12 protein-coding genes and 1 pseudogene are annotated in these 13,043 nt (G+C 42.0%); 3 read left to right on the top strand and 10 right to left on the bottom strand.

Translation table 11 applies throughout. The features are described from left to right. The first annotated feature begins 208 nt into the window (after positions 1–208). A complete protein-coding gene (locus F7734_RS34315) occupies positions 209–1,087 on the top strand; it encodes a M23 family metallopeptidase (protein ID WP_155748992.1) in 879 nt (292 codons plus the stop codon). Between the two features lie 186 nt (positions 1,088–1,273). Here the strand turns inward: F7734_RS34315 and F7734_RS34310 are convergent, their stop codons facing one another. The 5 genes from F7734_RS34310 to F7734_RS34290 all read right to left on the bottom strand — a co-directional run bounded on the left by F7734_RS34310 (position 1,274) and on the right by F7734_RS34290 (position 3,343). Then, the gene (locus tag F7734_RS34310) at positions 1,274–1,426 is read right to left on the bottom strand and encodes a type II toxin-antitoxin system HicA family toxin (RefSeq protein ID WP_347566336.1); all 153 of its coding nucleotides are present in this window, start codon (positions 1,424–1,426) and stop codon (positions 1,274–1,276) included. A 68-nt stretch (positions 1,427–1,494) separates the two neighbouring features. Continuing rightward, a complete protein-coding gene (locus F7734_RS34305) occupies positions 1,495–1,698 on the bottom strand; it encodes a type II toxin-antitoxin system HicB family antitoxin (RefSeq protein WP_155748991.1) in 204 nt (67 codons plus the stop codon). A gap of 35 nt (positions 1,699–1,733) precedes the next feature. Then, positions 1,734–2,759 carry an isochorismatase gene (locus F7734_RS34300; RefSeq protein ID WP_155748990.1) on the bottom strand — a complete coding sequence of 342 codons (1,026 nt, stop codon included), beginning with the start codon at positions 2,757–2,759 and terminating at the stop codon, positions 1,734–1,736. A 192-nt stretch (positions 2,760–2,951) separates the two neighbouring features. After that, the gene (locus F7734_RS64130; protein ID WP_166482326.1) at positions 2,952–3,128 is read right to left on the bottom strand and encodes a plasmid stabilization protein; all 177 of its coding nucleotides are present in this window, start codon (positions 3,126–3,128) and stop codon (positions 2,952–2,954) included. After that, entirely contained in the window at positions 3,125–3,343 is a 219-nt protein-coding gene (locus F7734_RS34290; RefSeq protein WP_155748989.1) for a hypothetical protein, read from the bottom strand. The genes F7734_RS64130 and F7734_RS34290 overlap by 4 nt, the downstream gene beginning before the upstream one ends. Positions 3,344–3,698: 355 nt before the next feature. Here F7734_RS34290 and ispG point away from each other — a divergent pair, with 355 nt between their 5' ends. Both ispG and ctpC read left to right on the top strand, forming a co-directional pair. Next, the gene (ispG, locus tag F7734_RS34285) at positions 3,699–4,925 is read left to right on the top strand and encodes a (E)-4-hydroxy-3-methylbut-2-enyl-diphosphate synthase (RefSeq protein WP_155748988.1); all 1,227 of its coding nucleotides are present in this window, start codon (positions 3,699–3,701) and stop codon (positions 4,923–4,925) included. A gap of 157 nt (positions 4,926–5,082) precedes the next feature. After that, positions 5,083–6,366, top strand: coding sequence for a carboxyl-terminal processing protease CtpC (gene ctpC / locus F7734_RS34280; protein WP_155748987.1), 1,284 nt, complete (start codon positions 5,083–5,085; stop codon positions 6,364–6,366). Between the two features lie 66 nt (positions 6,367–6,432). On the opposite strand, the gene F7734_RS34275 is transcribed toward ctpC, so the two are convergent. The 5 genes and pseudogenes from F7734_RS34275 to F7734_RS34255 form a co-directional block, all read right to left on the bottom strand. Then, positions 6,433–6,624, bottom strand: a complete 192-nt coding sequence (locus F7734_RS34275) for a DDE transposase family protein (RefSeq protein WP_155748986.1) — start codon at positions 6,622–6,624, stop codon at positions 6,433–6,435. A gap of 150 nt (positions 6,625–6,774) precedes the next feature. Then, the gene (locus F7734_RS34270; protein ID WP_155748985.1) at positions 6,775–8,784 is read right to left on the bottom strand and encodes an ATP-binding protein; all 2,010 of its coding nucleotides are present in this window, start codon (positions 8,782–8,784) and stop codon (positions 6,775–6,777) included. 82 nt (positions 8,785–8,866) lie between these two features. Beyond that, positions 8,867–9,520 carry a Uma2 family endonuclease gene (locus tag F7734_RS34265; RefSeq protein WP_155748984.1) on the bottom strand — a complete coding sequence of 218 codons (654 nt, stop codon included), beginning with the start codon at positions 9,518–9,520 and terminating at the stop codon, positions 8,867–8,869. Positions 9,521–9,969: 449 nt separating this feature from the next. Beyond that, positions 9,970–10,179 (bottom strand): annotated as a pseudogene (locus F7734_RS34260) (Uma2 family endonuclease); the annotation flags it as partial. Between the two features lie 100 nt (positions 10,180–10,279). Next, complete coding sequence (locus F7734_RS34255; protein ID WP_155748983.1) at positions 10,280–12,325, bottom strand: elongation factor G; 2,046 nt, start codon at positions 12,323–12,325, stop codon at positions 10,280–10,282. Between the last annotated feature and the right edge of the window lie 718 nt (positions 12,326–13,043).

Raw genomic sequence — 13,043 nt, 5'->3', positions numbered from 1 at the left:
GGTGGTTAGTGGTTAATGGTTGGTGGTTGGTGGTTAGTGGTTAGTGGTTAGTGGTTGGTGGTTGGTGGGAAAACAACTAACAACCAACAACTAACAACCAACAACTAACAACCAACAACCAACAACTAACAACCAACAACTAACAACCAACAACCTTTCATCCGCTTTTACCGTCTAAAATCTAGAGTTGAGTGCCTCCTTTATATACATGACTTTTCCTTATCGTCTACTGTTTCTCAGTACAATAATCGCTAACATTTTTGGGGTAGTGTATATACACTCAAACCCCTCCGCCGCACAAACACAAGGGACGGGTTGCCAAACTCCAGCACTGGAACGCTTTAGACGGCATACCGTTGCTACAGGTGAAACTTTGGCAAGTATAGCTCAACGCTACAATCTCACCCCAACAACTATTATTGCCATGAATCCGGCTTTACAAAACAGCAAGTTGACTGTTGGAAGTGAAGTTCAAATTCCTCCTTATAACGGAATTGTAGTTGAAGTACCTCGCGGACAAACTTGGCGACAAATCGCAGTTAGATATAAGGTTCGTCCGGATGCTCTTTTTGAGGTGAACGGTTGTCAGAAAAATCCTAGAGTTGTATTTGTACCGTCTAAGCGATCGCCCGGTTCTGTTGTCACAAATACGCCAAATTCCACTTTAACTCCAACGAAATTAGTCGGTTATCCACTACCAGAAACGACAAAAGTGTTGGTTTCGTATGGTTGGCAAACCAATCCTACCAACGGTGAAGTGTTTTTTCACAGCGGTATAGATTTGTTAGCAGAAACAGGAACTTCCGTGCAAGCGATCGGCGATGGGACTGTTGCTTTTGCCAAAGAACAGGGAACTTATGGTAATTTAGTCATTATTAATCACGGTGGTGGGTTGCAAAGCCGTTATGCCCATCTTGATAACATTAAAGTTTCTGTGGGGCAGCCAGTCAAAAAAGGAGATTTAGTAGGGACTGTAGGTACAACCGGAACGCCTACAATCAATCAATCTCACCTTCATTTTGAAGTACGTTCCAGTTCGTCCTTAGGTTGGACGGCTCAAGATCCACGGGGGTATTTACAAAAGTAATACGATTATGAAAGGGAACCGAGAACCGGGAGGGAACACCACGTGAGTAGAGTAAGCGCTTTCTATCGTTCTCAGGCTCTCTCGTCTCTCGTTCCCAGCCTCAGGCTGGGAATGCCTTCCTAGAGGCTCCGCCTCCTGTATTTACCCTACTAGGCGAGGCAAAGCACGGAAATGAGGTCAAACAAGTTAACTTCTCCATTCTGACTCTGGAATTTTTGCCGCTAGGAAGATACTACGCATTGTACCAATGGGCAAAGTGCGTCCACGGTGTTCGGGAACAATTACTTGCACCCCAAGTTGTTCATTTCTCCATTTTCGGTGACTACCTTTTTGAGAAATCAGTTCAAATTAATACTTTTTCAAAATATTTTCAACTTCCCTAGCAGTCATACGGCGGCTTCGTTCGCTCATGAGAGAATTACTTCCTTTGTAATTGCGCCAGGAGCTAATTCAATTGCATCGGGTTGTAAATAAAGTTCAATTGCTTCTTTAACATTATCCAAAGCTTCCTCTTCCGTTTCACCAGCTGAAGTACAACCAGGTAGCTCTGGACACCAAGCAGACCAATCGCCTGTTTCTGGATCTTGCTCAAGAATGACTCGCCATTTCATCAAAAAAACCTCCGGGTAGTGGAAATGCTGATGGGTTAAAAAATAGCATCAGTTGATTTAATCAGATGCATACCAGCAGAAGCAAATCGTTCAAATGCGGCATCGGCTGCTTCCGTATAATCTACTACATTAGGAACAACAACAGGGGAAGTACAATCTTCCAGCAAATAAACTTTTTTCGCCAGTTCGGGATTTATCTGCTGAATTTCTGTTAATAAATCAGCAATTGTCCAAGCAACACAATGACTTTTTGCCTGACCGGCAATAATCACTGCATCAAATTTTAATAGTTGCTGAATTAAACGAGTATTTTTTTGGGCAATAGGGCGTTTATCAAAACCGTGTAAAACTTCTGGGCTTAACACAGAATAATTTTCTGTTAAAGGATTATTACCTTTTAATTCAAACTGAGTTTGACTGTTACGAGCAATACAATGGAAAAAAATTGCCTCTTCTACAGCAGAAACTAAAGCATGACCGATACCACCTAACATGGAGTGATAAGACCAAACTGTCAGTGGATATTTACCGCCTTGGCTTAACTGTTGAACGTAGTGGTAGGCGTGTTTTTCCAGTAATTCATATTCGTATCCAAGGCTGTAAGCAACTCCTGGGTTAACTTTCCAAATTCCTTTCTCTATATCGACTGGAGTAATATGAGTAGCAGTAGGAATAGGATGTTCGCCTGCTTGGTTAACCCAGAAAATAGGATGGAAAATTTGCATGGCTGTGTGAGTATCCATGGTAGGTACAATTGTGGCGATCGCACCCAAATTCCGATAAATAAACTCACATAAACGGATATTATCATCAATAGCTCCTGTCCCGGATTTGCCACCAACAAATAATTCAAACTCAGGAAGGCAAAAAGTATTTTGTACATCTATTAAAAGTAGGCAAATTCGATTGTTGTCTTCAGATGCTGGTTGGATCTTGTGTTTTTTTGCCCAATTTCTTGCTTCTTCTGCACGTTGTTGGTAGGGAACTCGCCAGACTTCACCAACTTTTTGGGGGTTAAAGTGAGGTGGAATTGGTAATTGGTTTGAGGTTGAGATGTTCATGATTCAACTAATGTCTTTACCAATAACTGTTTTAACCTACCAATCGCTCTATTTTTAATTTTGACCCTAGGGAGTTTATTAATAGACATCATCGTGAGAACCTAAAATCAATAATAAAATCTCTTCCTGACCTGAATCGGGATTGGTAACAAACATAAATATAAGACGATTGCTATAGTCAATAGAACAAGACTACTTCCCCGATAAATCACCTTTGAGTTTATGACTTCCTAGACTGGGTTGAAATGGATCTTCAGCCAGTTGTTGGAGTTGGAGTACCCACTCAATTTGAAGACGGAGTTCAGGATTCTTGCGAACTAGACGCTTCAAGGCACGAACAAATGCAGAACTCCAAACTATATTTTTCAATTATCCAACTCCGCCATCAAATCAGCCACTGAACCACGACGTACATTTCCTTGAGCATAGTCATGCTCGGCTTCTGCAACAGCCTTTAATAATTCATTTCTTTGCTGTTGTTTAAGGCGCTTTTGAAGAATATCCACAAGAATAGCCTGAGCTTCTAGATCGAGGGCTTCTACAGCCTCGATCGCTTTTTGGAATGTCGAAGTTTTTTCTATCATGCTTATAAATTAATTTAGTAATAGCTCTAGTTTAGCAATTCATCTCAAATTTTCAAATATGTTCTAAGAGACTATTTATAAAGTCAATCTTAAATAGCTAAATATAATAATATATTGCAGGAGTTGGGGAGAAACACTGAATCTTGAATTAAATGGTTGGGTTTCGTTCCTACTCCCGACTCTCTCGATGTTGGGTTTCGTTCCTCAACCCAACCTACAATGTCTCCCCAATCGCCAATCGCCAAAAAAATTTTTCTCCCAATCCATCACAAAATTTGCCCTTCCTATGGCAATCTGAGAAGCAGAGTCTTTTGAAATTTGATACCCTCGCTACAAAAATCACTTTTATTAACTTATGCAAACCTTGCCAATACTTACAGATTCCAACCCAGTCAACAGTCAACCAACCTTTGACACCACGATCAAACGGCGCAAAACCCGTCCTGTAAAAATTGGCAATGTCACCATTGGAGGTGGCTACCCAGTTGTTGTGCAGTCGATGATTAACGAAGATACCTTAGATATAGACAGTTCTGTAGCAGCAATTCGTCGCCTGCATGAAATTGGCTGTGAAATCGTGCGCGTTACCGTCCCTAGCATGGCTCATGCTAAAGCGCTAGCTGAAATTAAACAAAAGTTAATCAAAACATACCAAGATGTACCGATTGTTGCTGATGTACATCATAATGGGATGAAGATTGCCTTGGAAGTTGCCCAACACATAGAGAAGGTCAGGATTAATCCAGGGTTGTATGTTTTTGAAAAGCCAAATCCCAATAGAACTGAGTACACTCCCAAAGAGTTTGAGGAAATCGGAGAAAAAATTCGTGAAACTCTAGCACCACTGGTGATTTCTCTCCGAGATCAAGACAAAGCCATGCGAATTGGGGTGAACCACGGTTCTTTGGCTGAAAGGATGCTGTTTACCTATGGCGATACTCCCGAAGGTATGGTGGAATCAGCCATAGAATTTATTCGTATTTGTGAATCTTTAGACTTTCATAACATTGTCATTTCCATGAAAGCCTCACGCGTACCTGTGATGGTAGCCGCTTACCGCCTAATGGCAAAGCGGATGGATGAACTGGGTATGGATTATCCCCTCCATTTGGGTGTAACAGAAGCAGGGGATGGGGAATACGGGCGCATTAAATCGACAGCTGGTATTGCTACACTTTTGGCTGATGGTATTGGCGATACGATTCGCGTATCTCTAACGGAAGCACCAGAAAAAGAAATCCCTGTCTGCTATAGTATTCTGCAAGCGTTGGGATTGCGAAAGACAATGGTGGAGTACGTCGCTTGTCCTTCTTGCGGGCGTACATTGTTTAATTTAGAAGAGGTTCTCCATCAAGTGCGGGAAGCAACCAAACATTTAACTGGGTTAGACATAGCAGTTATGGGCTGTATTGTCAATGGTCCTGGAGAAATGGCTGATGCTGACTACGGTTATGTCGGTAAAACACCTGGTTATATATCTCTCTACAGAGGGAGAGAAGAAATTAAGAAAGTTCTAGAAGATAAAGGAGTTGAAGAATTGATTAACTTAATTAAAGCGGATGGACGCTGGGTAGATCCTTAAAGTTTTGAACAATTTTTGTACCGGCAACCGCCTCGGTCGCCGGATTGCAAAGGATTTTGCTGAAATAAGCAATTATGTTCACTCTGTACAGAGGAACCCTGTGTTAGATTGAGCATACTGAAATACACAAAATTTTCCGTCTGGCGCAGCTGTCATTATGGTAATTACAAGAAGTGGGCTTGTTTTGGGAGCTACGGCGGTGACATTAGCTACAATCGCAGTCACTAGCCTTGGCATTCACTCGCAGGGACAGGCTTTATTTAAAGAAAGTCCAAAAGAATTAGTAGATGAAGTTTGGCAAATTATTCAACGCCAATATGTAGACGGTACTTTCAATCAAGTAGATTGGCAGGCTGTTCGTAAGGAATACTTAAACAAGTCATATACCAATAAGCAAGAAGCTTACAAGTCCATCCGGGAAATGTTGAAAAGGTTGGATGACCCATATACCCGGTTTATGGACCCAGAGGAATTCAAAAATATGCAGGTGGATACCTCTGGGGAACTGACGGGTATTGGTATCCAAATTGGCATGGATGAAAAAACCAAAAAACTAACTGTTATTGCCCCAATCGAAGATACACCTGCAGCTAAAGCGGGTATCTTAGCAAAGGATATTATTACCAAAATTAACGGAAAAAGCACAGAGGGCATGGATACTAATGAAGCTGTATCCTTAATCCGAGGCGAACCGGGAACATCGGTAAATTTGACAATTCTGCGGAACAATCAGCCGAAAGAGTTTAAAATTACACGCGCAAAGATTGAAATCCATCCTGTAGAAGCGAGCACTAAACAAACTCAGGTAGGTAATATTGGTTACATCCGTCTGAAGCAGTTCAGCGCCAACGCTGCTAAGGAAATGCAACAGGCAATCAGAACTTTAGAAAACAAACAAGTCGCTGGATATATTCTAGATTTACGAAATAATCCTGGTGGATTGCTCTTCTCAAGTGTGGAAATTGCTCGAATGTGGTTGAATAACGGCACAATCGTCTCTACTAAGGATCGCTATGCAGAAGTAGAACGAGAAACCGCTAATGGACGTGCTTTAACTAACAAACCATTGGTGATTTTGGTAGACAAAGGTTCAGCAAGTGCTAGTGAAATTCTTTCAGGCGCTTTACAAGATAACAAACGTGCTGTACTTGTCGGCAGTCAAACCTTTGGTAAAGGTTTGGTACAATCTGTTCGTCCTCTGGATGATGGATCGGGCATCGCTGTCACAATCGCTAAGTACTTTACCCCTAGCGGAAAGGATATTAATAAGTCGGGAATTCACCCTGATGTGGTGGTAGATTTAAATGATAAACAGCGACAGGATTTATGGCTTGGCGAACGTGAAAAAGTAGGAACTCTACAAGACCCTCAGTTTGCTAAAGCTTTAGAAGTGTTAGGTAAAGAAATTGCTCAAAAAGGTAATCCTAGAGCAGGAACTTGAAAATTATGAATGATGAATGATGAATGATGAAAGAGAAAAAAATTCATAATTCATCATTCATAATTTCTATACGGGTTGGCATTTGCCGGATCTAATGAGTCCTATGCGCTTAGCGATCGCTTCCCCTTGAGATTCAAACGGTCCCCATTGTTCAATGATTTCTGAATTGTTTTCTTCATCAGATTGACTATTAGGGATTATTTCGCAATTGCCTGAATTACGCTTGACTATATACCAAGTTTGTGGATATTGACTCATAGTAGGTCTTAAAATTAGGTTAGTAGAGAAATTTTATCCAATATTGTAGTGCAGCCATCCTGCCCGTTTTTATTTCAAGAGCAGGCAAGATACCTGCACCACAGGAATTATAAATTCATAATTCATAATTCATAATTCATAATTCATAATTCATAATTCATAATTCATAATTCCTAACGGTAGCTTAATGGTAAAAGTAGTTCCATGTCCGAGACCTAGACTGGTAACTTCTATGGTTCCATTGTGTAACTCTACTAAGTGACGGGCGATCGCTAACCCCAAACCCAAGCCATCTCTTTGGCGATCGCCTTTAGCTTGTTGGTAGCGCTCGAACACGTAAGGAAGAAAATCCGCACTAATGCCGCAACCCGTATCGCTGACTTTAATTTGAGCAAAACCATCAATCCGCTCTAACCGTACTTCAATTCTGCCTCCCTTTGGAGTAAATTTAATAGAATTAGAGAGCAAATTGCCTAAAACTTGCTGTAAGCGTTTGGGATCGCCGGAAATAGTTTCAATAGAATTGTCAATTATTGATTCTAAGCATAAAGTTTTATCGTAAGCGAGGGGGTAAGCAGTTTCAAGTGCTGCTTGAATGACATCCACCAAATTGACTTCACTCACTTGAAGCTTCAACTGCCCTTGGATAATACGCGTGATATCCTGCAAATCTTCGAGCAATTTTTCTTGAAACTTAGCACTCTGCTCGATAGATTCCAACCCACGAGCAACCCCTGCCTCATCTAACTTAAGATGACGCAACAGATGAGTCCAACCCAGGATAGCATTCAAGGGAGTCCGTAAGTCATGCGTTACCATTGCGACAAATTCATCTTTGGCACGGTTAGCTGCCTCAGCCTGTTCGAGAAGTGTAGCCTGCTGGATAGCAATTCCCACCTGAGTTGCCAACTGTTTAAGTAAATCAATTTCAACTTGATGCCACTGTCGGGGAGCTTGACAGTGATGAGCAATCAGCAATCCCCACAATTGCTCCTTTTGAAGCACGGGAACGACTAAGTTAGCCCTCACTTGAAACCGCTTGAGTAGCTCAACATGGCACGGATCGATTCCTGAGTTGTAGATATCCGTTTTTGCAACCACAAGTCCCAAACGATAGGGTTCAGCCCAACTATCTCGAAAACAGGGATCGAAAATATTAGTTGATAGAATTGGAGTCCACTCAGGGCTGACAGATTCCATAACCACAGTACCACTTCCATCAGGTTCCAAGCGAAAAAGAAGCACGCGATCGGTTTGAAGAAACTGCCTTACTTCATCTACAGTTGTCCTGAAAATTTCTTCAAGCTTGAGAGATTGACGAATGTGTTGGGCAATCTTTGTGACGAGTTGTTCCCTTAACAACTGCTGTTTCAGCGCAACTTCTGCCCGTTTGTGCCTGGTAATATCAAGTGCTGTACCTAAAATCTGCTGCACCGAACCCTCAGAGTTCCTTTTAAATACAGTTTCTTGACTGCAAAACCAACGCCATTCCCCATTAGCATGCCGCATCCGATACTCAAACTCTAAAATTTTGCCATCTTCAATTAAATCAAAAAGTTGGAAGTGTTCGGGGACTCGAACTAAATCCTCAGGATGCATCAACTCCTCAAGCACACCCTGTCCCATGTCTTGAATTTGTTCGGGTGTGTAACCAAGAACTTCTGTTGTCTGACGATTGATATATATATTATGCCGTTCTACAATGTCTTGAACGTATAAAATACCAGGAGTTGTGTTAGTAATCTCTTGAAGCAACTTCTGGCTTTCCCGCAACCGAGCATATTCTATAGCATTATTCAATGCAAACAGTAAATCGTTCGCAGTCATTTGCTCCTTTATCAAATAATTCCACACACCCCTTTTCCTTGCCTGCACAACAACAGATTCAATACCTCGTTCAGCAAGCACGATCGCAGGCGGAACATTTCCTTGTACCTGTTGTTTCAGTTGCGCCAGAAATCCCAGCCCATTCATGTCAGGCAACACGTAATTTACCAAGATGCTATCGGGATTGAACTGCTGACACAACATCAATCCTCCTTTTCCTGATTCTTCTTCCAAAATCGTGTAATGGTACTCATGGTCTTGGAGCAAATAGCGGCGATAAACCTCCCTATCTTCAGCGCGATCGTCAACAATCAAAATGGTTCTTTGTTCCATAGTGGTACTTTTTATCACTTTCTCACCTGATTACGCAAATGGAACGCTGCTATAATTACTACCATAGACTAATATTTCAGACTCAAGCATCAGAAATTGTTTGTTTTCCAATCCATTCCCGAAACTTTCTTAATGTTAAACTTCTACCTATAGTTTTACTTTCTTCAATAAATTGGGGAATAACTTCAAAAATTGGCAAATCGGGAAAAATTTGGCTTATTTGAGACTCTACGTATTTCCCATGCTGCAAAATGTTAATTTGTAGCTTGCCATCTTCATACCGCCATAGTTCCGGAACACTTAGTGCTTCATATACATCCAATTGAGTTTTGGATGTGACATCAACTTCAATAGCCAAGTCTGGGGGTGGATCGACAGTAAGGTCTATTCGATCTTTACCAATCATCCGAGCGTAATTTTGGATGTAGAAGGAGTCATCAGGTTCAACACCCTGAACCATGTCCTCTCGTTTAAAAGTAGTTGACCCGAAAGGCTCACAGTCCATGGACAATTCCTCAAGCAAAATCTTTACCAAATCTCCAATAAGAACTTTGGTTTTTTCATGTTTCGGCAATGGCATCCTAATCTCCAAAGTTCCTCGACTATAAGCCAAACGAGAAACTCGATGTTCGCCAAGTTCTTCCAGAATTGCCTCAAACTCTTGCCAGCTAACATCGTGAAAGAGCACTCTGTGTCCTGGTGGAACACTTAATTGCCGTAATTGAAGCGTTACCATTAATACACTCTAAAAGTTTAGCTCAAAGTTAAAATAAGCTAGTATTAACTTATTTTAACACCTTACCTGAGAGTATTGTTCAAAGCTTTCCAGTCCTAACACTTGAACAAGTCTATGGAGCGATCGCATTTTATCTAGCAAATCGAGAAGCGGTTAACCGTTATTTAAAAGAAGCTCGGCAATATAGACACGTAAATTTAGTTGAAACTTACCTGCGAGGTGGCTTTAACTGGGCAAAATCAAGATTTGATGGAGTTTTTGACACACCATTCAAAAGAAACAAAGCGGCACAGTCTTAGGAAAGTTCGAGATCTGTTCAATCAAGAATGATATGTAAAAGTATAACTTTACCAAAATGCATTTATACCCTACCACTGGTGAAAGTGATAGGGGATTATGAACTACTCCGCCGCTACAGACGGATGGGGAATTTCGCGGAATCGGTTAAATTAAATCACAGAGCCAAAAACCTGTTGTGCGGTTAAATTCAACTCTGGAAAAGTAGGTGACGCAATCAAATCATCACCTCTAAACGGGGTCATTTGATATTCACCGTCAATCAACTCGCAAACAGTAATTGTAGGTTGTTTGGGCTTGCCGATAAACTTACGCCCGCCCAATGCAGCATAATCTACAATCCAATATTCGGGGATTCCCATCGGGGCTATGCGTAAGTCCTGAAAGCTTATAAAAATAAAGATGACGCAGAAATTTTGCTATTTTATCTGCGTCGAAGGTGCGTCCATCTGCGGTTAAAAACTATTTACCATTCCCCCCATTAGCATGACTATTTGCAAGAATGCGCTCAGTTAACTTATCAGGAACCTCCTGAAGATGGTCAAACTCCCAATGAAAAGAACCAACACCAAGAGTCAGCGATCGCAATTCCACAATAAAGTTTTGCATCTCAGCCTGTGGTAAGTATGCCACAACACTATCCCAGCCGTGCCAATTACCGATACCCTCATAGCCCAAAATCTGTCCTCGCCTACCAGTTACAAGCTGCAAGACTTTAGCAGTAAATTCATTAGGAGTCTTCACCTCCACACGAACAATAGGTTCTAACAGAGTAGGCTCACACTTAGGTATTCCTGTTTGCATAGCCAAACGAGCCGCTTGCTTAAACGCCTGTTCGGAACTATCAACAGTATGGTAAGAACCATTCGTCAAAGTCACCGCTACATCCACCACGGGGAAACCCAAAGGACCATGTGCCAAAAACTCACGCACCCCAATCTCCACACCAGGGATATACTGTTTGGGAACAACACCTCCAACAATAGTTTCCTTAAAGTTAAAACCTTCACCCCGCGACAATGGTTGGATATCCAGATAAACATCACCAAACTGTCCGTGACCGCCACTTTGGTGTTTGTACCGACCATGTACCGATGTAACAGGTTTGCGGATTGTTTCTTTGTAAGGCACTTGCGGTAAGTGCGTAGTCATGGGTAAATTATACTTACGGCGCAAACGGTCTAAGGCAACTTGCAAATGAATTTCTCCTTGACCCCAAAGAATAACTTCATGGGTATCCCCGTGTTGTTCCCAAGCCAAAGAACAATCCTCTTCCAGCAGTTTGGTAATCGCACCGCTCAACTTCACTTCATCATTGCGTTTTTCTGGAGTAATAGCGAGGGCATAGACTGGTTCGAGTTGCTCAGCTTTAGGTAATGCCATTACAGACTGCGGATCGCAAGAAATAGTATCGCCCGTCTTGATACCCTCCAAACGGCTGATAGCAACGATTTCACCCGTAGAAGCTTCATTCACCTGCACCTGCTGTTGTCCCATGAGGCGATAAAGACCACCAGCACGAACGCCATTCAGTACAACTCCGTCAGTTAGTTTACCCTGCCAAACCCGTACTAAAGAGATTTTGCCACCTTGGGGAGTGTAGTAAGTTTTGAGAACCTGAGCCACAGGAGACTTACTCGATAAACCTTTTAAGCGACGTTCTGCTGTCGCTTCCGGTTCGGGGGCTTCCTTAACCAAAGCTTGTAAAAGCGGGCGCACGCCATAATCTTGTTCTGCAACGCCAAAGAAAACGGGTACGACTAAATCTGCTCCTAATTCCAGTTTCAGGTCTTTGAGTATTTCTTCTTGAGGCGGTTCGATGTCTTCTAAAAGTTCTTCTAGTAAATGGTCATCAAAATTTGCTAAAGCTTCGAGCATTTCGGCTCGTGCGATGTGTTCTTCCTCTTTAAGTTCTTCCGGGAAAGGGATGGGGTCAGCTGGCGCACCAGGATGGTACTTGTACGCTTGTTCGCTCACTAAGTCAATAAAGCCAATCAGTTCTTCCCCTTGCATGATGGGATATTGATGTGCAACTAGGGGACGGCTGGAAACGGCTTTCAGGGCGTGTAGCGTATCTAGAACGTTTATATTCGCCCGATCCATTTTGTTAACAAAGACGAGATGGGGAATTTCCCAGTCGTCAAGAAATTTAAATAGTGGCGCAAGAGTTAAGACTCGGTCTGTGATTGGTTCGCAAACAACAATTGCTGCATCTACGCCCATTAAAGCGTTGTAAGTTTCTTGAGCAAATTCTACACTTCCAGGACAATCTACAAATGTGAAACGAATATCGCTATACTCAGTGCAAGCGGTGCTAACTTCCACACTCATTTGGCGATCGCGTGATTCAGCAGCACTATCTCCTACAGTGTTGCCATCTTTAACACTGCCTTTGCGCGAAATTGCCCCTGTCACAAACAACAAACTTTCCAGCAACGTAGTTTTTCCACTTAAATATGGACCAACAATTGCCACATTCCGCGAACCCGATTTGACTTTTTCGTTCATAAATCCTCCCTAGCAACTAGTTGTTTCTAGCCGCGTTATTCTAAGTAATTAAGGGTTGAAAAGTCGTTTCTTCAAAAGATTATGCGGTCTTTAATTTGAGATTATCTCTTCTTTAAGAGTCACAGATAAAAATCGTATTTTCTTGTAATCTTTAACCGAATAAAAGTTAAGTGTTACAAATAATAATGTATGAATTTAAACTTATATGAATCCAGTCGTTTCAAACCAAAAGTTTGTAAAGTGAATGTAACAAAAGTGTCATTGGTCATTTGTAAGGGTTTTCACGTGTTTACATATTTTTACACAGTTCGATTTTTGCTCACCTATCTACTTACGCAACTTCAAGAATATTTTTGGGATGTGACAAACCTGAGTTTGAGCTTATGTCTTACCCCACCCTAACCCTCCCCTTGCAAAGGGGAGGGAACCGAAGGTTCAATCTTCCCCCTTTCCAAGAGCGAACTCAGGGAGGGAATCGGAAATCCGATCTCCCCCCTTTCCAAGGGGGGAACCGGAAATCCGATCTCCCCCCTTTCCAAGGGGGGACTAAGGGGGGTAGATCTAACTTGTGTGTACACAGTAGCTTAACAAGAAGAGCTATATGTAAGTCTTATAGATATAGTCTTCCTGTTCTAGCAAGTCTAATATTAGTCACCGAAGCCTTTATCTCCCATTCCACCGCCCTCTCCCTCTCTCCCCCTCCTCTTCTACTAGCACA

The organism is Scytonema sp. UIC 10036 (genome assembly GCF_009725235.1).
The sequence above is the reverse complement of the archived record's forward strand: the minus strand, read 5'-3'. Positions and strand labels throughout refer to the sequence as shown.